We start from the raw sequence: 24,800 nt of genomic DNA on the forward strand, positions 1-24,800 counted from the left end.
AGACGATCAACTACTCGCAGGGCGCGGTACACCAGATGACCCGCACCAACGTCTGCGCGGAACCCGGCGACTCCGGCGGTTCCTTCATCACCGGCTCGGGTTAGAACCCGAATCGCCACTCACGACCCACCCGGCCGACTAGTTTGGTGACACCGTTTTAAAACAGTGTTATCTTTTTCTTCGCCCCCCCACGGCGAAGGGAAACACCATGGAAGGCCCGATCAGGCTGTTCACCGTCATCGCGCTCGTATCGCTGCCGACGGTGATGTACGGCGGTTACGCGCTGATGGGCGTGCTGCGCGACCGGAAACTGACCGAGCACCAGCGCGGGATGTTCCGCGCCGGTCACGCCCACGCCGGCGTCCTGCTGGTCCTCGCGCTGGTCGCGCTCCAGATCCTCGGGCAGACCGGCCTTCCGGACGCCGCGTTGTGGATCGTCTGCTTCCTGCTGCTGTTCGGCGTGCTCGCCCAGTCCGGCGGCTTCTTCCTGCACCTGGCACCCGGCAAGGGCAAACTCGGCGGCCGTGTCACCAGCGCCGGGGCCGTCCTGCTCGGGGCGGCGATCCTGACCACCGCGTACGGCGTGGCCTTCCCCTGACAAAAGCCCTGGCGGCCGCTCGTTAAGCTGGTTGACGTGCCTGAATACCTGCCGACAGCCCCCGCCAAGGGGACCCGCGACTTCCTGCCCGCCGAGATGTCCGTCCGGACGCAGGTGTTCGGCCATCTCTACGACGTGCTCGAACTGCGGGGTTTCCTCCGCTACGACGGGCCGATCCTCGAACCCGCCGAGATCTACGAGCGGAAGTCCGGGCAGGAGATCGCGGACCAGCAGCTGTACACGCTGACCACCAAGGGCGGCGAGCGGCTGGCGCTGCGCCCGGAGATGACGCCGTCGGTCGCCAGGATGATCGCGGGCAACGCCAAAGCGCTGCAGTTCCCGGTGCGCTGGTACAGCCACCCGAACTGCCACCGCTACGAGCGGCCACAGCGCGGGCGGGTCCGCGAGCACTGGCAGATCAACGCGGACATCTTCGGTTCGGACAGCGCGAACTGCGAGATCGAGATCTTCGAGCTGATCCACGACATGATGGACGCGCTCGGGGCGACCCCGGACATGTTCCAGGTGCGCGCGAACGACCGGAACCTGCTGTCCTCGGCGCTCACCGACATCGTCGGCGTGACCGCGGAGCAGCTGCCGCAGGTGTTCACCCTGGTGGACCGCTGGGAGAAGTCGGACCGCGCGAAGCTGAGCGACACCGCGACCGAGATCGGCCTGACCGAGAAGCAGTTCGAGAAGCTGGCCGAGATCCTGTCGTCCGGCACCGCGCTGCTCGACGAGCTGCCCGAGCAGGTCAAGGAGAACTCGAACCTGGTGAAGGTGCTCAACAGCGGCGCCGCGAACCTGATCAAGTTCGATCCGATGATCGTGCGCGGGCTCGCGTACTACACGTCGACCGTGTTCGAGGTCTTCGACACCTCCCCGGAGAACCGTCGCGCGCTCTTCGGCGGCGGCCGGTACAGCGACCTGGCGTCGCTGTTCACGTCGCAGCAGATCCCCGGGATCGGCTTCGGCATGGGTGACGTCACGCTGATCGACTTCCTCGACACCCACGGCCTGACGCCGAAGCCGCGCAGTGAGGCCGACGTCGTGGTGATCCCGGTGGTCGAGGAGCTCACCGACGCCGCGCGCGAGGTCGCGGGACGGCTCCGTAAGGCCGGGCTGCGCACGTCCACGCCCGTCGAACTCCGCAAGCTGGGCAAGGAACTCACCCGGGCCGACAAGGCCGGGGCGCGGGCCGTGGTGATCGTCGGCCAGGAGGATTGGGACGCCGGGAACGTGACGGTGCGGGGGCTCGCGACGCGCGAGCAGCAGACCGTCGCCGTCGACGGTGTCGTCCCGGCGGTCACGTCCTTGGTCTGACAGGACCCCGATCTGCCTACGCGTCGTCGGCGGCGGCGTTGGCGCGGTCGATCTCGGCCATGTGCCGCTCGGCCCAGGTCCGGAGCTCGGCCAGCGGGGTTTCCAGCGACAGTCCCAGCTCGGTGAGCCGGTAGTGCACTCGTGGTGGCACTACCGGTTCCACCCGGCGGGCGACCAGGCCGTCGCGGACCAGGCTGTGCAGGGTCGTCGACAGCATCTTCTGCGAGACGCCGGGAATCCGCCGCTTCAACTCGGCGAACCGCACCTCGTCCGGCGCGGCCTCGGCGAGCACCTTGACCACCATCGACGTCCACTTCGTGCCGACGCGGTCCAGCAGCCGGCGCGTCGGGCACTCGGGATCGAACAGGTCGCCACGCCCGGCGCCCTTCGGCCTAGTGGTCACCTGAACCTCACCACCTGTCGACGAAGTGCCTTCTTGGCGGCATCGCCTGGGTTACCTATCGTTTTCTGGTAACCAATGGTAACCCCAGGAGGCCTTCGTGTCGCACACCCGGATCGCCGTCAACGGCATCCACGTCAACGTCGCCACGGCGGGCAGCGGCCCGGCGGTCGTGCTGCTGCACGGTTTTCCGCACACCTGGCGGCTCTGGAGCGAGATCATCGGCCCGCTGTCGTCGCGCTACCGGGTCATCGCCCCGGATCTGCGCGGGTTCGGCGCCAGCACCCGCGCCCAGGACGGGTACGACGCCGTCACCATGGCCGCCGACGTCGAGGGAATCCTCGACGCCCTCGCCGAACCCACCGCGGCCGTGGTCGGGATCGACGCCGGTACCGGTGTCGCGGTCATGCTCGCCCTGCGGCGCCCCGACCGGGTACGACGGCTGGTCGTCATGGAAGGGCTGGTGGGCTCACTTCCCGGCGCCGAGGACTTCCTCACCGCCGGTCCACCCTGGTGGTTCGGATTCCATGCCGTCCCCGGTCTCGCCGAGACGGTCCTAGCCGGCAACGAGGCGCGGTACATCGACTGGTTCCTCACCGCGGGCACCCGCGGCCGCGGTGTGCCGGCGGACGTCCACACCGCGTTCGTCGACGCCTACACCGGGCGCGATGCCCTCCGCTGCGCCTTCTCCTTCTACCGGGCGCTGCCCGCCAGCGCCCGCCAGTTCGACGAGGCCGTGGCCGACGGCAGGCTCACCGCGCCCACTCTGGCGATCGGCGCGCACCCGGTCGGCGACGCGCTGGAACGACAGCTACGCCCCATCGCCGACGACCTCACCGGACACGTCATCCCGGAGTGCGGCCACATCATCCCCTTGGACCGGCCCCAGGAACTGCTCGGTCTCCTCGCGCCCTTCCTCGCGGCCGGATGACGGCAAAGCCGGCGCCCTCTTGCGGGGCGCCGGCTTTCGTCGTCTTCAGCGTGACAGCGTCCGCAGGGACGCTTCGGGGTACCGCTCCCCCGCGACCGCGTCGGCCGGGACCGCCGCCTCGATCGCGGCCATGTCTTCGGCGGTCAGCTTCAGGCCGACGGCCGCGACGTTCTCTTCGAGATACTTACGGCGCTTCGTCCCCGGGATCGGCACGACGTCGTCACCCTGGGCCTGCACCCAGGCCAGCGCGAGCTGTCCCGCGGTGACGCCCTTCTGCTCGGCCAGCGCGCGCAGCGCCTCGACGATCGCCAGGTTCCGCTCCAGGTTGCCCTCGGCGAAACGCGGCTGGGTCGTCTGCCGGAAGTCACCGTCCGCGAAGTCCTCTTTGGACTTGAAGCGGCCGGTGAGGAAACCGCGCCCCAGCGGGGAATACGGCACCAGCCCGATGCCGAGCTCCCGGCAGGTCGGGACGACCTCGTTCTCGATGTCGCGCGACCACAGCGACCATTCCGTCTGCACCGCCGTCACCGGATGCACCGCGTGCGCCCGCCGGATCGTCTCCGGACCGGCCTCGGACAGCCCGATGTGGCGGATCTTCCCCTGCTCGACCAGCGAGGACAACGCGCCCGCGGTCTCCTCGATGGGCACGTCCGGGTCGACCCGGTGCTGGTAGTAAAGGTCGATGTGATCGACGTTCAACCGGCGCAGCGACGCCTCGACCTGTTGCCGCACATAGAATTCGTCGCCGCGGATACCGCGCTTCGAGGGATCCGCCTCGTCGCGCACGATGCCGAACTTGGTCGCCAGCACGACCTTGTCCCGTTTGCCTGCCAGCGCGCGGCCGACCAGGTCCTCGTTGCGGCCGAAGCCGTACATGTCGGCGGTGTCGACCAGGGTCACGCCGAGGTCGATCGCGCGGTGGATCGTCGCGATCGATTCGGTGTCGTCACCTTGGCCGTAGAACTCGCTCATGCCCATGCAGCCGAGCCCCTGCGCGCCGACTCGCAGCGTGCCGAGCCCGCGGGTGGGCAGGGTGGAACCCGTCATGATCTCTCTCGCAATTCTCTGGTTTCTTACTTGCCGGCCGCGCGGGCGAGCCGCTCCGGGTAGCGCTCGCCGGCGATCGCCTCGACGGGCGCGGCCTTCTCGATGGCCTCGATGTCCACTTCGGACAGTTCCAGTTCCGCGGCGGCGGCGTTCTCTTCGAGGTACTTGCGCCGCTTGGTGCCCGGGATCGGCACGACGTCGTCGCCTTGCGCCTGGACCCACGCCAGCGCGAGCTGCCCGGCGGTGACGCCCTTCTGCTCGGCCAGCGCGCGCAGCGCCTCGACGATCGCCATGTTGCGCTCGAAGTTGCCCTCGGCGAAGCGCGGCAGCCCGCGGCGCAGGTCGTCCTCCGGCAGGTCCTTCACCGACGTCACGCTGCCGGTGAGGAAGCCGCGGCCGAGCGGCGAGAACGGCACGACGCCGATACCCAGCTCGCGAGTGGTGGAGCGGATCTCGCCCTCGATGCCGCGGGTCCACAGCGACCATTCGCTCTGGAGCGCCGTCACCGGGTGGACGGCGTGCGCGCGACGGATCGTCTCGGCACTGGCCTCGGAGATCCCGGCGAACCGGATCTTGCCCTCCTCGACCAGCTCCGCGAGCGCGCCCCAGGTCTCCTCGACCGGCGTATTCGGGTCGACGCGGTGCTGGTAGTAGAGGTCGATGTGGTCGACGTTCAACCGGCGAAGGGACTCTTCGCAGCTCTGCTTGACGTACGCCGCGTCGCCGCGGGCGGACATCCCGCCGTCCTTGTCCCAGACGATGCCGAACTTGGTCGCCAGCACGACCTGGTCCCGCTTGCCCGCGATGGCCCGGCCGACCAGCTCCTCGTTCGCGCCGGCGCCGTAGACGTTCGCGGTGTCGAGCAGGTTCACGCCCAGTTCGAGGGCGCGGTGGACGGTGGCGATCGACTCCGTGTCGTCGTCGCGGACGCCGTAGGCCTGGCTCATCCCCATGCAGCCGAGACCCTGGGTCCCGACTTCCAGACAGCCGAGCCTCCTGGTGCTGATCACGCTGAAATTCCCTCCACGGTGGCCGCGGTGCCGAGCACCGTGCGCTCCACCTGGTCGTAGTGGTCGATCTTGTAGTCGAGGATGTCGAGGCAGGTCTGCAGCTCGGCGATCCGGTCGGCGACCGATTTGCGCTGGTCGACGAGGATCGCCTTGCGCCGCCCCGCGCTCGCCGTCCCGTGGTGGCGCAGGGAGGCGTACTCCCGCATCCGCTTGATGGGCATCCCGGTCAGGCGCAGCTTGGTCAGGAACCCCAGCCACCCGAGGTCGTCGTCGGTGTAGGCGCGGCGCCCCGCGGCGTCCCGTGCCGGGGGCTCGACGAGTTTGATGCGCTCGTAGTACCGGAGAGTGTCGATGGACAGTCCGCTACGTCGCGCGGCTTCCGCTATCGAGTAGCTCATGTGAACGACAGTACGACCTGGAGTGCGCTCCAGGTCAACTCCGAATCCGAGCGATTGATAACAGCGTTGCGTTACCCTGTGATCATGCCCCGTCCCAGGACGCACGACGAGAACCTCCGGCTGAAACTGCTGGACCGCGCCGGTGAGCTCATCTCGGCCGACGGCCCGAAGGCCCTCAGTCTCCGCAAACTGGCCGCCGACGTCGGCACGTCCACCACCGCGGTCTATTCACTCTTCGGCGGGAAAACGGATCTGGTCGGCGCCCTCTTCGTCGAGGGCTTCCGCCGCTTCGGGCTCCGGATGTCGGGCGTCTCGCGGACGGGCGACCCGGTCGAGGATCTCGTGCGGCTCGGCGTCGCCTACCGCGAAAGCGCGCTGGCCGATCCGCACCTCTACGCGATCATGTTCACGAAGTCGGTGCCGGGTTTCGAACCGGCGGAGGAGACGTCCGGCCAGGCTCGCGCCACGATGGCGCCGCTGGAGGACACGATCCGCGCCGCCGTCGCCGACGGCGTCTTCCTCGACGTGCCGCCCGAGGTCGTCACGGTGGCCTGCTGGGGATTCGTGCACGGGCTCGTGTCGCTGGAGCTGAACGGGAACCTGCCGGACGAGTTCACCGTGAGCGCGGCTTACGAGACCGCGCTGCGGGCGAACGCCTCCGGCTGGCTGCGCCGCTGACGCCCACCCCGCCGGATCGCGTTTAGCGGGCTAAACGCGATCCGGGGTCAGGTGAGCGGGAGGGTGCCCTGGTAGAGCGTCTTTCCTCCGGCGTCGAGAGCCACGATGCCCACCTGCGCGTTCGGGTCCATCGCTCCGGGGATCTCCGGTCGCCAGACCGCGAAAGTCCCGTCGGTCACCGCCGCGTCGACCTTCTTCCCCGCCCCGAAATCGAGCTTCACCGTGGTCGCGGCCCGCGGAACGGCCCCGAGGAACGGAGTCTGCGGGTTGCCGGTTCCGCCCTGCTCGGAGCCACCGAGCGTTTCGGTCGAAAGCCTGCGCACCGCCGGATGCCCGGAACCCAGGTCGGGGAAGAGGCGGTAGTACTCGCTCTCCCCATCGTGATAGCCGAGCCCGCCTTGGCAGACGACGATCCTGTCGCCGAGCCGGGCGACGACCACCTTGACGTCCTTGCCTTCGAGCAGCGTGCCGACCTCGTACCCGTCCTCGTCGGGCAGCGTTTCGGCCCCCTCGGCGACGCACGTCTTGAAGAACTCCCCGGCCGGCGTGTCCCGCGCGGGCACCGTGGGCGGGATGCGGTCCATGTCCGTCGCGGCCGGCTCGGGTGCGGGTCGAAGGGCGTGAGGCCCGACGCCGCTCCCGTCTCCCGGCGCCCCGGTGTACGGCCCGACCGAGTACGTCGTCTGCGAAGGGGAGGTCTGCGAAATCACCACGAACAGGTTCCCGTTCCGGAAGACGTTCACGTCTTCCGAGCCGGTCGAGTCCGCGGTCCGGGAGAAGAGCACCATCTTCTCCCAGCCGGGGTCCACCACCCCCGCGATCGTCCCGGCGCGGCTCGTCAGCAACGCGGCTGTCTTGGTCCCGGTGGCGTAGAGCGGGGCGGCCGTGGGGTCGGAGACCGTCACCGTCATCACCGTGGCCTCGCAGAAGAAGACCTTGTCTCCCCCTTTGACCGCGACGACGGTCACGGACGTCCAGTAAGGAGCGACGGTGAACTGCGGCACCCAGTCCTCCCTGGCGGGGAAGTCCGCCGCCCGGCTCCCCTTCTGGATCGCCGCCCAGCACCGGTCCATGGCCGAGTTCGCCCTCGGCAGGTCGAGGGAGAAGTCGGGGTTCGCGACGACGGGACCAGGCCCGTCCGGCTCACGGATGACCACGGTCACGACCACGGCGGCCGCGAGGACCAGGACGACGGCGGCCGCGGCGGCGACGATCGGCCGGCGCCGCCGCGCGGGTTTTCCCATTCCCTCCCGCAGGGACATCCGCAGGTTGTCGCGCACTTCCTGGGGGAGTTCGCGCCTGCCGGGCAGGCCGAGGTCGTCGGTCATTTCTCCTCCAGGGCGGCCCGCAGTTGCGCGCGGGCCCGCGAGATGTGGGCACGAACGGTCACCTCGGCGACACCGAGCAGTTCGGCGGCGTCGGCAAGGGAGAGATCCCCGAGAAGGCAGAGTTCGACGGCCTGACGTTGTGACTTCGGGAGCTTCGCGACCTGGACGAGCACTCGCCGGAGACGCTCTTCGCCGTCGAGCCGGTCGACGACGGTGTCGGCGTGGTCGGACACCGACCTGGGTTCCGGCAACCGCCGGACGAGCCGGAGCAGCCGCCCGGAACCGCGGCTTTCCGTCCGCGCGAGATTGCCCACGACGGTGTACAGCCAGGGCAGCGCGCTGTCGCGGACCAGCGTGATGTCCGCCTTGCGCCGCCACGCGGTGAGGAAGGTCGTCGACGTCAGGTCCTCGGCCGACGCCCACGACCCCGTCAGCCGGTACGCGTGATTCCACACCGCTTGGACGTGGCGTTCGAAAAGCTCGGTGAACGCGCCGTGATCACCGCCCGCGGCCTCGCGCCAAAGCTCCGTGTCGCTCCTGTCGAGAACGGGCTCGGATGTGTCCACCGGCACCCCCACCGATCCGGTCGCTGTTCTGGTCACACCCCTCAGTGACCGGCACCCGGCGGGATGTTGCGAACAGCCCGGATCGCGTTCAGCCCGCTAAACGCGATCCGGGAGCGATCAGACCGCGCCGTACTGCCGGTCCCCCGCGTCGCCGAGGCCCGGCACGATGAACCCGGAGTCGTTCAGCCGCTCGTCGATGCTCGCGGTCACCACGCGCAACGGCAGCCCGGTCTTCTCCAGGTGCGCGATGCCCTCGGGGGCCGCCAGCGCGCAGATCGCGGTGACGTCGGTGGCGCCCCGGTCGGTCAGCAGCCGGATCGTGTACTCCATCGACCCGCCGGTCGCCAGCATCGGGTCGAGCACGAGCACCGGCCGGTCGGCCAGCGATTCGGGCAGCGATTCGAGATACGGCGTCGGCTTGAGCGTCTCTTCGTCGCGGGCGAGGCCGACGAAGCCCATCTGAGCGTCCGGGATCAGCTTGTGCGCCTGGTCCGCCATGCCCAGCCCGGCCCGCAGCACGGGCACCAGCAGCGGCGGGCTCGCCAGCGCGTAGCCGTCGGTGCGCGCCACCGGCGTGTGGATCCGCTCGATCCGCACGGGCATGTCCCGCGTGGCTTCGTAGACCAGCATGACGGTCAGTTCGTGCAGCGCCGCACGGAAGGCGGCGCTGTCGGTGCGCGCGTCGCGCATGGTGGAGAGCCTGGCCTTGGCCAGCGGGTGATCAACGACGTGCACATCCATGCGAATCAATTTATCTCCTCAGGCCTGCCGCGCGAACCAGCCGACCCAGCGGCGCTGCCACGGCGTCTCCACCGAACGCTTGTCGTGGTTCGCCCGCGCCCAGGCCACGGCTTCGTCGGCGGTCAGCCCGCCGAGCGTGGCCAGACACGACAGCACGGTGCCGGTCCGGCCGACCCCGCCGAAACAGGCGACCTCGACGCCTTCGCCGGCCGCGGCCCGCTCGTGCAGGTCCACGATCCGCCGCCGCGCGTCCGCCCAGTCGGTCGGCAGCAGGAAGTCGGGCCAGCGGATCCACTCCCGTTCCCAGTCCATCTTGTGATCGTGTTTCCGGCGCAGCTTCGCGCCACCCAGATACAGCCCGAAATCCGGTGAAGGTCCTTCCGGCCACGGGCGACCCAGGCCCCGTCCGCGTACCTTCACCCCGTCCGGCAGCTCCAAGGCGCCGGGTAGTGAGTTCCCCATCAAGGGAGGATGCCACTGTCGACCGGAAGATGGACGCTCAGCCCTCTCACCGGCGCTAGGCTCCCGCACGTGAGCGAAGAGCCGGCCTTGCCAGGACCCGAACAGATGCGCATCTCCGACGCCGACCGCGAACAGGTCGCGCAGGTGCTGCACGCGGCCATGTCCGAAGGGCGCATCACCATCAACGAGCTGGAAGAACGGCTCACCGTCGTTTACGCGGCCAAGACCGTCGGGGACCTGAAACCGGTCACCGCGGACCTGCCCCGGCAGTCACGATCGGCGATCGAGCCCGCGACGTCGCGGGCGCTGGGCCTGCCCGACGACCGCATCGGCGGTCATCCGGGCTCCGGCGCGTCGATCGCCGTCATGTCCGGCGCCTCGCGCAAGGGCAGCTGGGTGGTCCCGCCGCAGCACAACAGTTTCGCGTTCTGGGGTGGCGCCGAACTCGACCTGCGGCACGCGCGGTTCGCCGAGAAGCACTCGACGATCACCGCGGTCGCGATCATGGGCGGGATCGACATCATCGTGCCCGACGACATCAACGTGGACGTCACCGGAATCGGCTTCATGGGTGCCTTCGAACTGGAGGACCGCGCCGGGACTCCCGCCGCTCCGCCGACCGCGCCGACGGTGAAGATCACCGGCCTGGCGTTCTGGGGCGGCGTCGTCGTCAAGCGGAAGCCACGCAAGAAAGAAGTGCCCGAAATCGAAATCTGAGCCGAATCGGGGGATTCGTCTGATGCGCCGAAGTTTCGTCGCCATCGTTTGTGCCGCACTGCTTTCCGTCACCGCCTTCCCGGCGGTGGCCGCCGAGAAGACCGATCCGCGCCAGACCGCGATGGACGCGGCGGTCGCCGCGGGCCTTCCGGCCATGGTCGCCGTCGCCGACGATTTCCGGGGCGTCAGCGGCGTCGCGAAGATCGATAGGCCCGGCAAGCCCGACGCGTCGGGCCGCTGGCGGGTCGCGAGTGTTTCCAAGGTCTTCGTCGCGACTCTCGTCCTCCAGCTCGTGGCCGAAGACCGCGTCGGGCTAGACGAACCCGTGCGGCGCTACCTGCCGGGAGTACTGCCGTATCCGGAGCCGATCACCGTCCGCCAGCTGCTGCAGCACACCAGCGGCCTGCCGCGTGACCTGCTCCCCGAGGACACCTGGGCGTCGGGGCCCGAGATCGACACCGAACGCTTCGTGCACTTCGGCAGCGAAGACCAGATCCGCCTGAGCGTCACGAAGCAGCCGCTCCAGTTCAAGCCCGGGACGAGCTGGGCGTACTCCAACACCGGCTACAACGTCCTCGGCCTGCTGGTCGAGAAGACCACGCGCAAGCCGCTCGAACGCGTGCTGGCCGAACGCATCACCGGTCCGCTGCATCTGCGCGACACCTCGCTGCCGCGCGACTTCCCGTTCCTCATCGGCCCGGCCGCCCACGGTTACGAGCAGCTCTACGACGCTCCGCGCGGGCTCACCGACGTCACCACCTACAACTACTCGCGCTACTTCGGCGCGGGCGGCGTCGTGTCTTCGGGCAAGGACCTCAACCGGTTCTTCGACGCCCTGTTCGGCGGCCGTCTGCTCCCGGCGGACCTGCTGAAGCAGATGAAGACGACCGTCCCGGCGGGCGGCGCCCTCGAATACGGTCTCGGCCTGATGAAACTGAACCTCAAGACCGCGGGCGCGTGTGCCGAGGACCACGTCGTCTGGGGACACGGCGGCGACCTGCCGGGCTTCAACACGCTCAGCTTCCACGACGAGTCCGGCAAGAGCATCTCCACGCTGGCCACGGTGGACCTCACCGCGTCGCCGGACGCCGCGCTCAAGCGCCAGCTGCCGATGGTCAACGAGTTCTGCGCCCCGGTGGTGCCTTCGGCCAGGGCCGCCGCCCAGGCCCCGGTGCCCAGCCTGTAGGCCGCTTACACTCACCCGTATGACAGCTACGACCAGCTCGCCGGCGGCGACGGCAACCCCGTCGCCGCTGGCGGACGCGACTCGCGACGAGGCGAGCCTGCGCCGGTTCCTGCACGGGCTGCCTGGTGTCGACCAGGTCGGCGTCGAGCAGCGGGCGGCGGGCCTCGGCACGCGCAGCATCAAGAAGGCCGCCAAGCTCTGGGCGATCGACACCGCCATTTCGATGGTCGACCTGACGACCCTCGAAGGCGCCGACACCCAGGGCAAGGTCCGCGCGCTCGCGGCGAAGGCCAAGCGGCCGGACCCGGAACGCCCGGACACCCCGCAGGTCGCGGCCGTCTGCGTGTACCCGGACATGGTCGAGACGGCTGTCGAGGCGCTTCGCGGCACCGGCATCCACGTCGCGAGTGTCGCCACCGGCTTCCCCGCCGGGCGCACGAGCCGCGAGATCAAGCTGGCCGACACCAAGATCGCCGTCGACGCCGGGGCCGCCGAGATCGACATGGTGATCGACCGCGGCGCGTTCCTCCAGGGCCGCTACCTGGAGGTCTTCGAGGAGATCCGGGCGATCAAGGCCGCCTGTGGCAGCGCTCACCTCAAGGTCATCCTCGAAACCGGCGAGCTGGCCACCTACGACAACGTCCGCCGCGCGTCCTGGCTCGCGCTGCTGGCGGGCGGCGACTTCATCAAGACCTCCACCGGCAAGGTGTCGCCCGCCGCGACGCTGCCGGTCACCCATGTGATGCTGCAGGCCGTCCGCGACTGGTTCGTCCAGACCGGTGAGCTGCGCGGCGTCAAACCGGCCGGTGGCATCCGGACGACCAAGGACGCGATCAAGTACCTGGTCGCGGTGCACGAGGTCGCCGGCGAGCAGTGGCTGAACCCGGACCTGTTCCGGTTCGGGGCGTCCAGCCTGCTCAACGACCTCCTGCTGCAGCGCCGCACCCAGGCCGACGGCCACTACAGCGGTCCCGACTACGTGACGGTGGACTGATCCATGGGCATCTTCGAGTACGCGCCCGCGCCCGAATCGCGCGACCTCGCGAACCTCAAACCGCATTACCGGCCGTTCGTGAACGGCGAATTCGTCGACGGCTCGGGTGAGCCGCTCAAGACGATCAACCCGGCGACCGAAGAGGTGCTCGCCGAGGTCGGCACCGCGTCGGTGTCCGATGTGGACATCGCGGTCAAGGCCGCGCGCAAGGCGTACACAGGCGTCTGGTCCAAGATGCCGGGCTCCGAGCGCGCCAAGTACCTGTTCCGCATCGCGCGCCTGATCCAGGAGCGGTCGCGGGAGCTCGCGGTCCTGGAGAGCCTCGACAACGGCAAGCCGATCAAGGAATCGCGCGATTCCGACGTGCCGACGGCCGCCGCGCACTTCTTCTACCACGCGGGTTGGGCCGACAAGCTCGACTACGCGGGCTACGGACCGAACCCGAAGCCGCTCGGCGTCGCGGGCCAGGTCATCCCGTGGAACTTCCCGCTGCTGATGCTGGCGTGGAAGATCGCGCCCGCGCTGGCCACCGGCAACACCGTGGTGCTCAAGCCCGCGGAGACCACGCCGCTGACCGCGCTCGTGTTCGCGGAGATCTGCCAGCAGGCCGAACTCCCGCCCGGCGTGGTCAACATCCTGCCCGGCGCCGGGGACATCGGCGCCGCGCTGGTGGGCCACGGCGACGTGAACAAGGTCGCCTTCACCGGATCGACCGAGGTCGGCAAGGCCATCCAGCGCCAGATCGCGGGCACCGCGAAGAAGCTGACGCTGGAACTGGGCGGCAAGGCGGCGAACGTCGTTTTCGACGACGCCCCGCTGGACCAGGCCGTCGAGGGGATCGTCAACGGGATCTTCTTCAACCAGGGCCACGTCTGCTGCGCGGGCTCGCGCCTGCTGGTGCAGGAGTCCGTCGCCGAGGAGGTCCTCGAAAAGCTGCGCTACCGCGTCTCGACGCTGCGGCTGGGCGACCCGCTGGACAAGAACACCGACATCGGCGCGATCAACTCCGCCGAGCAGCTCGCGAAGATCAAGGGACTGGTGGAGTCCGGCGACGCCGAGGGCGCGGAGCGCTGGACCAGCCCGTGCCCGGTGCCGGAACGCGGTTTCTTCTTCGCTCCCACGGTGTTCTCGGACGTGCAGCAGTCGATGCGCATCGCCCGCGAGGAGATCTTCGGGCCGGTGCTTTCGGTGCTGACCTTCCGCACGCCGGACGAGGCCGTCACCAAGGCGAACAACACGCCGTACGGGCTTTCCGCCGGTATCTGGACCGAGAAGGGCTCGCGCATCCTGTGGATGGCGAACCAGCTCCGCGCCGGTGTCGTCTGGGCCAACACGTTCAACCGCTTCGATCCCGCCGCGCCGTTCGGCGGCTACCAGGAGTCGGGTTTCGGCCGCGAAGGCGGACGCACCGGACTGGAGGCCTACCTCGATGTCTGACCGTATTTCGGTAGCCAAGACCTACAAGCTCTACATCGGCGGCAAGTTCCCGCGTTCGGAGTCGGGCCGCGTGTACCCGGTCACCGACGGCAAGGGCAAGTTCCTGGCGAACGCCTCGCACGCGTCCCGCAAGGACGTCCGCGACGCGGTTTCCGCCGCCCGCAAGGCTTTCGGCGGCTGGTCGGCGGCGACGGCGTACAACCGCGGCCAGGTGCTGTACCGGGTCGCGGAGGTGCTGGAAGGCCGCCGCGAGCAGTTCGTCGCGGAGGTGTCCGCGTCCGAAGGCGTCGCGGCGAAGAAGGCACAGTCCCTTGTGGACGCTTCGATCGACCGCTGGGTCTGGTACGCGGGCTGGACGGACAAGATCGCGACCGTGCTCGGCGCGGCCAACCCCGTCGCGGGCCCGTACTTCTCCTTCACCGTGCCCGAGCCGACCGGCGTCGTCGGCGTGCTGGCGCCGCAGCAGTCGTCGCTGCTGGGCCTGGTGAGCGTGCTGGCCCCGGTGCTGGCGACAGGTTCGACAGCGGTGGTCGTCTCCAGCGCGGACCGGCCGCTGCCCGCGATCACCCTTTCGGAGGTCCTGGCGACGTCCGACCTGCCCGGCGGGGTCGCGAACATCCTGACCGGACGCGCGTCGGAGCTGGGCTCGTGGCTCGCGTCGCACGGCGACGTCAACGCCCTCGACCCGACCGGCGCGGAACCGTCCGCGCGGGCGGACCTGGCTCGTGACGCCGCCGGCACCGTGAAGCGCGTCCTGACCGTCCCGGACGCCGAGCCGGACTGGACCGCCGAAGCCGACATCGCGCGGCTGCGGCGGTACCTGGAGGCGAAGACCGTCTGGCACCCGCTGGGCGTCTGACCCCACTCCGCGTTCAGTCCTCTGAATGCGGGCGGGGTCACCGGCCCCCAAGTGTCATGAAAGGGTCGTTCAGGACATTTTTCGTCCTGAACGACCCTTTCATGACATCCGGAAGTACCGAAGAACTCAGGGGTCCAGGTCGTCCCCGGTCAGCGCCCGGCCCGGGAGCGACTCGTTCTGCCCGGCCCGCAGACCGTCGATCATGATCCCGATACAACGGCGCATCGCGATCCGCGCGACCTCCTCGCCCTTGCCCGGCATCTGCCGCAGCAACGTCGCGAACAACATCGCGACATCCCCGGTTCCGACGTCCTCGCGGAGCCGGCCCTCCGCCTGAGCGCCCTGGACGAAGCCGCTCAGCACCACCAGCAGCTCGTCACGCAGGGCTTTGATCGCGGGATCGCTCCGGAGGATCGCCAGCGCGCGGGGCGAAACCATGGCGAGCTGGATGCTCAGCTGCAACTCCATCGACTGGTGCAACAGCCGGATCAGGGCGTCCCAGTCCGAGGGCTCCTGGTCCTTCGCGGCCCTCGCGTCCCTGAGGACCCTGTCGAAGTTGTCGACGGCGACCGCCCGGATCAGCGCGTCGCGGTCCGGGAACCGCCGGTAGAGCGTCCCGACGCCGACGCCCGCCGAGCGCGCGATCTCCTCCATCGGGACCTCGGCGCCCTGGGCGGCGAAGATCAGTCTCGCGGCGGCCAGGATCTGATCCCGGTTCCGGCGCGCGTCGGCGCGCAAGCGGGTCTCGGGGTCGGCAGTCATGGTCCTCGCCTCTCGAAGGGGCCTTCAGGGCCGTGATTCTCGCATGTAAGGGCTTTCCCTTCACGCCTCCCGGGAAACCACCCCTTCGCGAGTGGACGCCCCGCCTCCGCTTGAGTACCTTGGTGGCATAAGCGGAATGAAACCATCCGCATACGTTTTGGGGCCCCTGTCCGATATCGCCCGAACCCACCCGACATCTGGGGAGGACAAACCCGATGACTGACGTCGAGGAAACCACCGCGACCTTGCCACTGATGCGCAAATGCCCGTTTTCCCCACCGCCGGAATACGAGAGGCTTCGCACCGAAAGTCCGATTTCCCGGGTCGGCCTGCCTTCCGGGCAAACCGCTTGGGCACTCACCCGGCTCGAAGACATCCGCGAAATGCTGAGCAGCCCGCATTTCAGCTCCGACCGGCAGAATCCGGATTTCCCGCTGCTGGTCAAACGGCAGATCCGGCGCGAGGACAAGCCGTTCCGCGCGTCGCTGATCTCGATGGATCCGCCGGAACACAGCCAGGCCCGGCGTGACGTCGTCGGGGAATTCACGGTCAAGCGCATGAAAGCGCTCCAGCCGCGGATCCAGCAGATCGTCGACGAACACATCGACGCCCTGCTCGCGGGCCCCCAGCCCGCCGATCTCGTCCAGGCGCTTTCCCTGCCGATTCCGTCACTGGTGATCTGCGAATTGCTCGGTGTCCCCTATTCGGACCACGAGTTCTTCCAGGGCTGCAGTTCCAAGCTGCTCAGCCGGGAGATCAGCGCCGAAGAACGGATGGTCGCGTTCGAAAAGCTCGAAACCTATCTCGACGACCTCGTCACCAGGAAAGAAGCGGACGCCACCGAGGACGACCTCCTCGGCCGTCAGATCCTGAAGCAGCGGGAAACGGGCGAAGCCGACCACGACGAACTCGTCGGCCTGGCGTTCTTGCTGCTCATCGCCGGTCACGAGACGACGGCGAACATGATCTCCCTCGGCACGGTGACCCTGCTGGAGAACCCCGACCAGCTGGAGAGGATCAAGGCGGATCCGGGCAAGACCCTCGCCGCGATCGAAGAACTCCTGCGGGTCTTCACCATCGCCGAGACGGCGACCTCCCGGGTCGCGACGGCGGACGTCGAGATCGGCGGCACGCTCATCCGTGCCGGTGAAGGCGTCGTCGGCCTGAGCAACGCGGGCAACCACGACCCGGGCGGCTTCGAGAACCCCGACGACTTCGACATCGAGCGCGGGGCGCGGCACCACGTCGCGTTCGGGTTCGGGGTGCACCAGTGCCTCGGCCAGAATCTGGCGCGGATGGAACTCCAGATCGTGTTCGATACGTTGTTCCGTCGTATGCCGGGGATCAAGGTCGCCGTTCCGATCGAAGAGCTGCCGTTCAAGCACGACTCGACGATCTACGGCCTCCACGCCCTCCCCGTCACCTGGTAGGAGGAGCCATGAAGATCATCGCGGACACCGGGAAATGCGTGGGCGCGGGCCAGTGCGTGCTCACCGATCCCGATCTGTTCGACCAGAACGAGGACGACGGCACGGTCCTCGTGCTGAACGCCGAGCCCGAGGGGGAAGAAGCCGAGGAGAACGCGCGCACCGCCGTGCACATCTGCCCCGGTCAGGCGCTCTCGCTCGCATAGAGTGGGTCAAGTCCGTGAAGGCCTCCTCGAGGGAACCTGGGTCCCTCAAGGAGGCCTTCACGGACTTGTGATCGAACCCGAGACCTACTTGACCGCGCCCATGGAAAGACCGCGCACCAGGTGGTTCTGCGCGATCCAGCCGACGATCATCACCGGCAGTGACGCGAGCAGGGCGGCCGCGGACAGCTGCGCCCAGTACAGGCCCTCGCTGGTGATGAACCCGACCAGGAACACCGGCACCGTCCCGGCCCGCGCGGCGGTGAGGTTGACCGAGTAGAAGAACTCGGTCCACGAGAAGATCACGCAGATCAGCGCGGTCGCGGCCACCCCGGGCGCGACGACCGGCATGATGATCTTCCGCAGCAGCACCGGCAAGGTCGCGCCGTCGATCCGGCCCGCCTCGATCATCTCGTGCGGCACCTCCAGGAAGAACGACCGCATCATCCAGATGGCCAGCGGCAGGTTCATCGAGGTGTACAGGATGATCAGCGCCCACACGTTGTCCAGCAGCTGGGTGTTCTGCGAGATCACGTACAGCGGGATGATCGCCGCCACGATCGGCAGCATCTTCGTCGACAGGAAGAACCCGAGCGCGTTGCTCGTCCCCTTCACCGGCGCCAGCGAGAGCGCGTACGCCGCCGGGATTCCCAGCAGCAGCACGAAAATCGTCGAAATGATGGTGACGAACGCCGAATTCGCCAGGTACGGCAGGAAACCGCGTTCGAGTACGCCCGCGAACTGGTCGAGCGTCGGGGTGAAGATCAGGCGCGGCGGATCGGTGTAGGCGTCGGCCTCCTGTTTGAAGGCCGTGAGGATCATCCACAGCAGCGGGAACACGAACAGGATCGCGATCACCCAGGTCGCGACCGTCAGCGCGCCCGGGCCGAAGCGGCTTTTCATTTCGCGCCTCCCTGGACCGAGAACGTGCGGAACATCAGGCGCAGCGCGAAGGTCGCGACGATCATCGTCAGGATCACGACGATCACGCCCATCGCGGACGACTGCCCGACGTCGAAACCTTGGAACGCCCGCTGGTAGATGTAGAACGGCAGGTTCGTGCTGGCCGTACCCGGACCGCCCTGTGTCATCAGGAAGATCGCGTCGAAGCTGTTCACGATGTAGATCGCGCCCAGCAGCGTCGCCAGCTGCAGGAACCGGCTCAGATGCGGCAGGGTGATCGCGGTGAACGTCCGCCAGCGGCCGGCGCCGTCGACCGACGCGGCCTCCAGCACGTCCTTCGGCTGGCTCTGCAGCCCGGCCAGGATCAGCAGCATCATGAACGGCGTCCACTGCCAGACGACCTGGGCCATCACGGCGGCCAGCGGGAACTCCGAAAGCCAGTCGACGTCGGTGCCGAACACGAAGTGCAGCAACCCGTACGTCGGGTCGAACATCGTCGTCTTCCACAGCAGCGCGCCCGCCGCGGGCAGGATCAGGAACGGCGTGATCAGCAGGGTCCGGACCACGCCGCGGCCGAGGAACTTGCGATCCAGCAGGATCGCCAGCCCCAAACCGAGCAGCAGCGAGAAGAACACGCAGACGACCGTGAGGACGACGGTGTTCAGCAGCGCCCCGAGGAACGTCGAGTCGGCGAAGACGTCGATGTAGTTCTGCAGCCCGACGAAATGCCGCGAGCCCGGGCGCACCAGGTTCCACGACTGGAACGAGTAGAACACCGTCAGCACGAACGGAAGCTGGGTCACGGCGACGACGAACAGCAGCGCCGGCAACAGCGGTAGCCGTCGTTTGAACGGCGTGTCGGTGCCGCGCTTCGGAGCCGCCGTCTTCGCGTGGGCGGGCTCGGTGCGGGCAGGAGCGGAGAGCGTGGCCATCACTGCACCTCCTGATACGACTTGCCGACGGTCTGCGCGTACTCCTGGGATTGCTTGAGTGCTTCGTCCACGGTGATCTGGCCCGCGATCGCCGCCGAAAGCTGCTGGCTCACCCGCGTGCCGAGATCCTGGAACTCGGGGATGCCGACGAACTGGATGCCCGGGTACGGCACCGGGTTCGCCATCGCCTTCCGCTGGTCGGCGTCCGCGATCCCGTCCAGCGTCGGCTGCGCGTAGGCCTTGGCGGCCTCGCGGTACTGAGGAATGTCGTAGGTCGATTTCCGCACGCCCGGCGGGACGCGGTTCCAGTCGCCGAACTCCTTGGCGACCCGCTGCACGTAGGCCTTGTCCGTCATCCAGGACATGAACTTGAAGGCGGCGTCCTTGTCCTTGGCGACCTTCGGGATCGCCAGCGCCCAGGTGTAGAGCCAGCCGCTCGCCTGCGTCTTCTCGACCGGAGCCGGGGCGTAGCCGGACTTCCCGACGACCTTGCTGGCGGACGGGTCCTCGTTCGTGCCCGCCATGACCGTGGCGTCGTACCACATCGCGGCCTGCCCCTGGGTGTACCGCGTGCCGCATTCGGAGAAGCCCGCGCTCGACGCGCCGACCTCGCCGTGGTTCCGCACGAGGTTCACGTAGAACTCGGCGGCCGCCTTGAACTCGGGGCTGGTCAGCTTGGCGTTCCAGTCCTTGTCGAACCACTGCGCGCCGAAGGTGTTGGCGACCGTGGTGAACGGCGCGAGGCTTTCGCCCCAGCCGGGCTTGCCGCGCAGGCAGATCCCGGCGACGCCCTTCGCCTTGTCGTCGAGCTTCGCGGCGAACTCCGCGATCTGCGACCACGTCGGCTTGGCGGGCATCGTGAGTCCGGCCTGCTCGAACAGATCCTTGCGGTAGGCCAGGAACGAAGACTCACCGTAGAACGGCACCGCGTACATGGACCCGTTGTACGACAGGGATTCCTTGATACTCGGGATGAAGTCGCCCGAGTCGTAGGACGGATTCGCCGCGATATGCGGTTCGAGGTTCTCCAGCCAGCCGTTCGCGGCCCACTGCGGCGCCTCGTAGTTGCTGATCATGACGACGTCGAACTCGCCGCCTTCGGTGGCCGTCGACGCGGTGATCTTCGCGCGGGCCTGGTTTTCCGGCAGTGAGACGAACTTGAGGGTGATGCCGGGATTCGCCTTCTCGAACTCGCCGGAAAGCTCGATGGCGTCCTTCATCTGCGGGTTCGCGACGATCCCGACGACGAGCGTCCGGTCGCCCGTCCCGAGCGCGCCCGCACCGGCGCATCCGGTGAGGCTCAGCAGGAGAACCGCGAGCAGGGCGGCTGCTTTACGCACTTTCGCCTCCCGGTATTACCTGCACCTTCAAGCCGGCGCCGCTGCGCATGAGGGCGAGAGCGTCGGGGTACTGCTCCAGCGGGAGGGTGTCGGTGAGCAGCGCGCCGGTGTCGACGGCGCCGTTGGCGACCAAGTCGAGCGCGGCACCGAAGCTGTTCATGACCGCCATCGAACCGACGACGGTGATCTCGTCGTTGTAGATCCGGAACGGCGAAAGCGCGACGCGTGCTTCCTCCGGCGCGACGCCGAAGACCAGCAGACGGCCTCCACGCTGAAGCGAGTCGAAGGCGGCCTCGATGGCCGGAGCGGCGCCGGTGCAGTCCGCGGCCGCCTCGAACTTCTCGTCGTCCAGGTCCTTCACATCGCCCGCGACCGCGACAGCGCCGAGGTCCATAGCCCGGCTGAGCCGCGCGGTGTTGCGGTCGACCACCGTGACCTGCGCGCCCGCGCGCTGCAGCAGCTGCTGCATGATCAGGCCCATCGTGCCCGCGCCGACGACGAGGAACCGCTCCCCCGCCTCGACACCGATCCGGCGGACGCCGTGGACCGCGCAGGAGACCGGCTCGACGAGAGCGCCCTGTTCCCAGGTCATCGTGTCCGGCATGCGGTAGCAGTTCGCGGAGGGAACCGCGACGTACTCGGCGAAAGCGCCGTTCACCGTGTCGCCGGTCGCGTTCCAGTTCTCGCAGAGGTTGCCGCGACCGGACCGGCAAGGCTTGCAGTAGCCGCAGAACAGCGACGGGTCGACGGCCACCCGGTCGCCGACCTTCCAGCCGCCCGGCACGTCGGCGCCGAGTTCGACGATCTCGCCGGCGAATTCGTGGCCGGGGACGATCGGGTAGGGCGTCGGCGGGAAGTGCCCGTCGGCGATGTGGAGGTCGGTCCCGCAGATCCCGCAGGCACCCACCTTGACGACGACCTGGCGATCCCCCGGTTTGGGATCGGGTACCTCGCCGACCCTGATCTCCCCGGGCTTGTCCACGATCGCGGCACGCATGCCAGCTCCTCTTCTCTCCGCTCAAATGAGCGGGACGGGCCTATGCTTCGGACTGCATGTTCAGGCATGGTGAACTTTTCCCAGTTGTTACGTCAACCTTTCGGGCTGATTTCGCGGTATAGTGCTCAGATGAGCGGGAAGAAGCAGGGTCCCGGACTGGTGGAGTCGCTGCGCCTGGCCGCCGTGGCCCGGCGGTTCTACGAACAGGGCGCCTCGAAACTGGAAATCGCCGACGAGTTCGGCATCAGCCGGTTCAAGGTCGCCAGGATGCTCGACACGGCCAGGGAAACCGGCATCGTCACGGTCGAATTCCGGTTGCCGGCGCCGGTCGATCTCGTGCTGTCCGAGGAAATCCGCTCCGCGTACCGGCTGGACCGCGTTCTCGTGCTCGAACGAGCGCCGGAGCCGGAATCCCGCGAAGTGGCGCGACGGAAGATCGGCTCACTCGCCGCCCGCCTGTTGACCGAAATCGTCACTCCGGGCGACGTCATCGGCCTCTCGTGGGCACGTTCCGTGAACGCGATGACCGAGGCGATCGAATCGCTGCCGAAATGCCCGGTCGTGCAACTGTGCGGAGTGCAGGCGGGAATGGACATGCGGGACCGGTCGGTGGAGACGGTCAGCCGGGTCGCGTCGGTGTCCGGCGGCGAGGCGTACCCGATCTTCGGGCCGCTCGTCCTCCCCGACCGCCGCACCACCGAGACGCTGCGCAGGCAACCCGGCATCGCGGAGACCTTCGGGCAGTTCAAGAACCTGACCAAGGCCGTCGTCAGCATCGGCGCGTGGAGGCCCGAGGAATCGACGGTCTACGACGCGCTCGACGAGACGGAGCGGAGCGCGATAGCGAAACGCGGGGCCAAAGCGGAGGTTTCCGCGCGCCTGTTCGACGCCGACGGGACGCCGATGTCCACCGGGCTGGCGCATCACGTACTGGCCATAAGCGCCGAAGAGCTGCTGGCGGTCCCCGAAGTGATCGCGCTGGGCTACACGGAACCGAAGGCCGAGGCGATCGACGCCGTCCTGCGCTCCGGCATGGTCTCGACGCTGATCACCGACGCCGCCGCGGCCGTCCCGCTGCTCAAACTGGCCGAGACCCGCCCGCTCTCCTAGCGCCTCGTGAGTGGCAAGGCTGGTTCTAGCGGACTTGTCTTTGCCTACCCACTGGGTGGCTGGTGATCGGGTGTGACGCTTGCGCTGGATGCCGATGCGGTCGAGCGGGGGAGATTCCGACCGTTGAACGTCCGGAATCCTCCCCCGTCACCTCATCTGCCACCGGACGTGACCGGCACGACCTTGATCCGCGACCGGACACCCAGCCCCATGCAAGTCAGCGGTAGGTAGGCAAAGACCGGTCCGCCCACCGTCCTTGCCACTCACGAGACCCCAGGCCCGCCGTGCCCTGACCCCGCACTCGCTTGACCGGTAGGACGACACGCGTGATCAGACGGACGACACGCGTGACTGGGCGGCCGCGGCTACCTGAGACAAGGCAGGTCCTAACCGTCCTTGCCGCTCACGAGACCGACCGCCCTGTCCTGGGCCGCCATCACCTCGTCACCGTGCCGAAACGCCCACTCACCGAAAGCCTCGATCGGCCCGAGCAGGCTGACGCCGAGATCCGTCAGCGAGTACTCGACCTTCGCCGTCCGCCCACAGTCACGCCGGTGCACCAGGCCGTTGAACTCCAGCCGCCGCACCGTTTCCGTGAGCACCTTTGTGCTGATCCCGCCCAGTCGTCGCCGCAGTTCGGCGGGACGCGACGGCCCCTCGCGCAGCGCCCACAGCACGACCGGGTTCCACGTGTTCGCCATCAGGTCGAAGGCCAGCCGCGCCCGGCAGTCGGCGAGGAAGACGTCGTTCATGAGACCTCCGGTAACCACTTGGTACCCGCGCCGCTTTCTACGGTCGTGTCGTAACTCGATCTTAAAAGGAGCGGCACATGCGTATCGGTGTTTTCGGCGCGGGCGGGATGGCGGAGGCGCTCGGCGGCCAGTGGTCCGGAGCCGGGCACGAGGTGATGGTCGCCGCACGCGACCGGGCCAAGGCCGCCGAGATCTCCACCCGGGTGGGGACCTGGGAGGAAACCGCTCGCGCGTGCGACGTGATCCTGCTCGCCGTCCCCGCCCCGTCGGCGACGGAAGTCGTTGCCGCGGCGGGGAAATCCCTCGCGGGAAAAGTCCTCGTCGACTGCACCAACGCGGTCGGCCCCGGCGCCGTGCTCACCATCCCCGACCAGGCGGAGCGGATCGCCGCCGCCGCGCCGGACTCGCACGTGGTCAAGGCGTTCAACCTCTGCCACGTGGACGTCTGGCGGATGACTCCCCCGGTGTTCGGCGGCCGTCCGCTCGCGGTGCCGCTCTGCGGACCGCCGGAAGCCGTCGAGACGGTGAGTTCACTGGTCCGCGACATCGGCTGCACGCCGCTGAACGCGGGCGGGCTCGAACGCGCGCGGCTCATGGAAGCGACCATGGCGTTCACCGTCGGGCTGTGGTTCGACGGACACGACGCCCAGGCCTGCTTCCCGCCCCTTCCGGTCTGATTTCAGGGTCGTCCCGGATGTGCCGGGCCGGGTGATCACGCGAATGTGTGCGGCATGGGGAAGAAGACCTGGCGGCAGCTGACCGTGTGGCTGCATGTCGTCACTTCGGTGGGCTGGATGGGGCAAGCCTTGGCACTGTTCACCTTCCTGGTGATCAGCCGCACCACCGAGGATGACGCGATCCGGGTCGCCGCGACGTCCATGGCGCACGAGATCGACACGCTCCTGCTGGCACCGATGGCCAACGCGTCGGCCTTCACGGGCTTCATGCTCGCCGCGGCGACGGCCTGGGGGTTCACCAGGCACTGGTGGGTGCTGGCGAAGTTCGTGATCACGCTCGTGCAGCTCTACGCCGGGGTCTTCCTGCTTTCGGGCGCTTTGCGGGAGTCCGTGGTGGCGGCGCGGGCCGGTGATCCGGAGCCCGCGCCGCTGGCACTGGCCGCCGGGACCGCGCTGATGGCGAGCGCTTTGGCCTTCCAGGCCTGGCTTTCCGTGGCGAAACCGTGGGGCAAGGCCCGCACCGGCCCGAAGCTGCCGGTGGCGCCGACGTGGGTGTTCGTCGCCGCTGTCCTCGCGCCGCTCATCGACATCACGGTAGGCCTTCTCGTGGGCTACCCGTTGCCCGCGCTCTCGCTGATCGTGCTGATCGTCCAGCTGGTGCGCCGCCGCCGGGAACTCCGCCCCGCGCCTGTCCCTGTTCCGTGAAGGACTCCTTGAGGGACTCTGGGTCCCTCAAGGAGTCCTTCACGGACCGGCTACTTGTACGCGCCTGCGATCCCCAGCCCGGCCGCGATGGCCACGACGACCAGCACACGCTTGATTAAGCTCATGATTCCTCCCAGACCACTGTGACACTTACGAGCACAATGCAACACCGGATCGCCGGAAGGTGCGGCCGTTTCGCGAACTCCGCCCTAAAGGGCACCCGCGCGCTATGAACGGCGGAGGCGCGCCGCAACTCGCCCAGCAGCTCGATGAGCTCAGGGGCGCTCATCTCGCCCGCCTGGACGGCGGCGGCCGTC

The 24,800-nt window shown here is 68.5% G+C and carries 28 protein-coding genes and 1 pseudogene; 14 read left to right on the top strand and 15 right to left on the bottom strand.

Annotated elements, in window-relative coordinates:
• The first annotated feature begins 208 nt into the window (after positions 1–208).
• Positions 209–598: a hypothetical protein gene (locus tag AB0N89_RS37560; RefSeq protein ID WP_364215313.1), complete on the top strand. Its 390-nt coding sequence runs from the start codon at positions 209–211 to the stop codon at positions 596–598.
• Positions 599–634: 36 nt separating this feature from the next.
• The gene (gene hisS / locus AB0N89_RS37565; RefSeq protein WP_364215316.1) at positions 635–1,921 is read left to right on the top strand and encodes a histidine--tRNA ligase; all 1,287 of its coding nucleotides are present in this window, start codon (positions 635–637) and stop codon (positions 1,919–1,921) included.
• A gap of 16 nt (positions 1,922–1,937) precedes the next feature.
• Here hisS and AB0N89_RS37570 read toward each other — a convergent pair whose 3' ends face one another.
• Entirely contained in the window at positions 1,938–2,324 is a 387-nt protein-coding gene (locus tag AB0N89_RS37570; RefSeq protein ID WP_364215319.1) for a helix-turn-helix domain-containing protein, read from the bottom strand.
• 97 nt (positions 2,325–2,421) lie between these two features.
• Here AB0N89_RS37570 and AB0N89_RS37575 point away from each other — a divergent pair, with 97 nt between their 5' ends.
• A complete protein-coding gene (locus tag AB0N89_RS37575) occupies positions 2,422–3,252 on the top strand; it encodes an alpha/beta hydrolase (protein ID WP_364215322.1) in 831 nt (276 codons plus the stop codon).
• Between the two features lie 45 nt (positions 3,253–3,297).
• Here the strand turns inward: AB0N89_RS37575 and AB0N89_RS37580 are convergent, their stop codons facing one another.
• The 3 genes from AB0N89_RS37580 to AB0N89_RS37590 are packed head-to-tail and all read right to left on the bottom strand — an operon-like array spanning position 3,298 to position 5,707.
• The gene (locus AB0N89_RS37580; protein ID WP_364215325.1) at positions 3,298–4,299 is read right to left on the bottom strand and encodes an aldo/keto reductase; all 1,002 of its coding nucleotides are present in this window, start codon (positions 4,297–4,299) and stop codon (positions 3,298–3,300) included.
• A 26-nt stretch (positions 4,300–4,325) separates the two neighbouring features.
• The gene (locus tag AB0N89_RS37585) at positions 4,326–5,309 is read right to left on the bottom strand and encodes an aldo/keto reductase (RefSeq protein ID WP_364215327.1); all 984 of its coding nucleotides are present in this window, start codon (positions 5,307–5,309) and stop codon (positions 4,326–4,328) included.
• On the bottom strand, positions 5,306–5,707 hold the full coding sequence (locus AB0N89_RS37590; protein ID WP_364215330.1) for a MerR family transcriptional regulator: 402 nt from the start codon (positions 5,705–5,707) through the stop codon (positions 5,306–5,308). The genes AB0N89_RS37585 and AB0N89_RS37590 overlap by 4 nt, the downstream gene beginning before the upstream one ends.
• A gap of 84 nt (positions 5,708–5,791) precedes the next feature.
• Here AB0N89_RS37590 and AB0N89_RS37595 point away from each other — a divergent pair, with 84 nt between their 5' ends.
• Positions 5,792–6,385, top strand: coding sequence for a TetR/AcrR family transcriptional regulator (locus AB0N89_RS37595; RefSeq protein WP_364215333.1), 594 nt, complete (start codon positions 5,792–5,794; stop codon positions 6,383–6,385).
• A gap of 47 nt (positions 6,386–6,432) precedes the next feature.
• Here AB0N89_RS37595 and AB0N89_RS37600 read toward each other — a convergent pair whose 3' ends face one another.
• From AB0N89_RS37600 to AB0N89_RS37615, 4 genes are all read right to left on the bottom strand, one after another.
• Positions 6,433–7,713, bottom strand: coding sequence for a hypothetical protein (locus tag AB0N89_RS37600; RefSeq protein WP_364215335.1), 1,281 nt, complete (start codon positions 7,711–7,713; stop codon positions 6,433–6,435).
• Positions 7,710–8,285, bottom strand: coding sequence for an RNA polymerase sigma factor (locus tag AB0N89_RS37605; RefSeq protein ID WP_364215380.1), 576 nt, complete (start codon positions 8,283–8,285; stop codon positions 7,710–7,712). The genes AB0N89_RS37600 and AB0N89_RS37605 overlap by 4 nt, the downstream gene beginning before the upstream one ends.
• A gap of 111 nt (positions 8,286–8,396) precedes the next feature.
• Entirely contained in the window at positions 8,397–9,020 is a 624-nt protein-coding gene (gene upp / locus AB0N89_RS37610) for a uracil phosphoribosyltransferase (RefSeq protein ID WP_184899384.1), read from the bottom strand.
• Between the two features lie 18 nt (positions 9,021–9,038).
• Positions 9,039–9,482, bottom strand: a complete 444-nt coding sequence (locus tag AB0N89_RS37615) for a protein-tyrosine phosphatase family protein (protein WP_364215338.1) — start codon at positions 9,480–9,482, stop codon at positions 9,039–9,041.
• A gap of 105 nt (positions 9,483–9,587) precedes the next feature.
• On the opposite strand from AB0N89_RS37615, the gene AB0N89_RS37620 reads away from it, so the two are divergent.
• Genes AB0N89_RS37620 through AB0N89_RS37640 form a run of 5 tightly spaced genes read left to right on the top strand, consistent with a single transcriptional unit; the run spans position 9,588 to position 14,675 of the window.
• Positions 9,588–10,199, top strand: a complete 612-nt coding sequence (locus AB0N89_RS37620) for a DUF1707 domain-containing protein (protein WP_093934947.1) — start codon at positions 9,588–9,590, stop codon at positions 10,197–10,199.
• A 22-nt stretch (positions 10,200–10,221) separates the two neighbouring features.
• Positions 10,222–11,385, top strand: a complete 1,164-nt coding sequence (locus AB0N89_RS37625) for a serine hydrolase domain-containing protein (protein WP_364215341.1) — start codon at positions 10,222–10,224, stop codon at positions 11,383–11,385.
• Between the two features lie 19 nt (positions 11,386–11,404).
• Positions 11,405–12,379 (top strand): deoxyribose-phosphate aldolase, encoded by a 975-nt coding sequence (gene deoC / locus AB0N89_RS37630; protein WP_364215343.1) that lies wholly within the window; start codon positions 11,405–11,407, stop codon positions 12,377–12,379.
• 3 nt (positions 12,380–12,382) lie between these two features.
• Positions 12,383–13,816 (top strand): aldehyde dehydrogenase family protein, encoded by a 1,434-nt coding sequence (locus AB0N89_RS37635; protein ID WP_364215346.1) that lies wholly within the window; start codon positions 12,383–12,385, stop codon positions 13,814–13,816.
• Positions 13,809–14,675, top strand: a complete 867-nt coding sequence (locus tag AB0N89_RS37640; protein ID WP_364215349.1) for an aldehyde dehydrogenase family protein — start codon at positions 13,809–13,811, stop codon at positions 14,673–14,675. Before AB0N89_RS37635 ends, AB0N89_RS37640 begins: the two co-directional genes overlap by 8 nt.
• 126 nt (positions 14,676–14,801) lie before the next feature.
• On the opposite strand, the gene AB0N89_RS37645 is transcribed toward AB0N89_RS37640, so the two are convergent.
• Positions 14,802–15,437 (bottom strand): helix-turn-helix domain-containing protein, encoded by a 636-nt coding sequence (locus AB0N89_RS37645; RefSeq protein ID WP_364215352.1) that lies wholly within the window; start codon positions 15,435–15,437, stop codon positions 14,802–14,804.
• Positions 15,438–15,652: 215 nt separating this feature from the next.
• Between AB0N89_RS37645 and AB0N89_RS37650 the strand changes: the two genes are divergently transcribed.
• Together AB0N89_RS37650 and AB0N89_RS37655 are read left to right on the top strand one after the other, a co-directional pair.
• On the top strand, positions 15,653–16,867 hold the full coding sequence (locus AB0N89_RS37650) for a cytochrome P450 (RefSeq protein ID WP_364215354.1): 1,215 nt from the start codon (positions 15,653–15,655) through the stop codon (positions 16,865–16,867).
• Between the two features lie 8 nt (positions 16,868–16,875).
• Positions 16,876–17,070, top strand: a complete 195-nt coding sequence (locus AB0N89_RS37655) for a ferredoxin (RefSeq protein ID WP_364215357.1) — start codon at positions 16,876–16,878, stop codon at positions 17,068–17,070.
• 84 nt (positions 17,071–17,154) lie between these two features.
• Here the strand turns inward: AB0N89_RS37655 and AB0N89_RS37660 are convergent, their stop codons facing one another.
• Genes AB0N89_RS37660 through AB0N89_RS37675 form a run of 4 tightly spaced genes read right to left on the bottom strand, consistent with a single transcriptional unit; the run spans position 17,155 to position 21,239 of the window.
• Entirely contained in the window at positions 17,155–17,970 is an 816-nt protein-coding gene (locus tag AB0N89_RS37660) for a carbohydrate ABC transporter permease (protein ID WP_364215360.1), read from the bottom strand.
• On the bottom strand, positions 17,967–18,902 hold the full coding sequence (locus AB0N89_RS37665; protein ID WP_039919425.1) for a sugar ABC transporter permease: 936 nt from the start codon (positions 18,900–18,902) through the stop codon (positions 17,967–17,969). Before AB0N89_RS37665 ends, AB0N89_RS37660 begins: the two co-directional genes overlap by 4 nt.
• A complete protein-coding gene (locus AB0N89_RS37670; protein ID WP_364215363.1) occupies positions 18,902–20,242 on the bottom strand; it encodes a sugar ABC transporter substrate-binding protein in 1,341 nt (446 codons plus the stop codon). The genes AB0N89_RS37665 and AB0N89_RS37670 overlap by 1 nt, the downstream gene beginning before the upstream one ends.
• Positions 20,235–21,239 (bottom strand): zinc-dependent alcohol dehydrogenase family protein, encoded by a 1,005-nt coding sequence (locus AB0N89_RS37675; protein WP_364215366.1) that lies wholly within the window; start codon positions 21,237–21,239, stop codon positions 20,235–20,237. The genes AB0N89_RS37670 and AB0N89_RS37675 overlap by 8 nt, the downstream gene beginning before the upstream one ends.
• A gap of 129 nt (positions 21,240–21,368) precedes the next feature.
• Between AB0N89_RS37675 and AB0N89_RS37680 the strand changes: the two genes are divergently transcribed.
• Positions 21,369–22,349 carry a sugar-binding domain-containing protein gene (locus AB0N89_RS37680; RefSeq protein ID WP_364215369.1) on the top strand — a complete coding sequence of 327 codons (981 nt, stop codon included), beginning with the start codon at positions 21,369–21,371 and terminating at the stop codon, positions 22,347–22,349.
• Between the two features lie 386 nt (positions 22,350–22,735).
• On the opposite strand, the gene AB0N89_RS37685 is transcribed toward AB0N89_RS37680, so the two are convergent.
• Positions 22,736–23,101 carry a helix-turn-helix domain-containing protein gene (locus tag AB0N89_RS37685; RefSeq protein ID WP_364215372.1) on the bottom strand — a complete coding sequence of 122 codons (366 nt, stop codon included), beginning with the start codon at positions 23,099–23,101 and terminating at the stop codon, positions 22,736–22,738.
• Positions 23,102–23,178: 77 nt separating this feature from the next.
• Between AB0N89_RS37685 and AB0N89_RS37690 the strand changes: the two genes are divergently transcribed.
• Together AB0N89_RS37690 and AB0N89_RS37695 are read left to right on the top strand one after the other, a co-directional pair.
• Positions 23,179–23,778, top strand: a complete 600-nt coding sequence (locus AB0N89_RS37690; RefSeq protein WP_364215374.1) for an NAD(P)-binding domain-containing protein — start codon at positions 23,179–23,181, stop codon at positions 23,776–23,778.
• A 54-nt stretch (positions 23,779–23,832) separates the two neighbouring features.
• On the top strand, positions 23,833–24,483 hold the full coding sequence (locus AB0N89_RS37695) for a DUF2269 family protein (protein WP_364215377.1): 651 nt from the start codon (positions 23,833–23,835) through the stop codon (positions 24,481–24,483).
• Between the two features lie 121 nt (positions 24,484–24,604).
• Here AB0N89_RS37695 and AB0N89_RS37700 read toward each other — a convergent pair.
• Positions 24,605–24,800, bottom strand: a pseudogene (locus tag AB0N89_RS37700) (hypothetical protein); the annotation flags it as partial.

Origin of the sequence: Amycolatopsis sp. NPDC089917 (assembly GCF_040684635.1) — a bacterium.
In the GTDB taxonomy this organism is placed as follows: domain Bacteria; phylum Actinomycetota; class Actinomycetes; order Mycobacteriales; family Pseudonocardiaceae; genus Amycolatopsis.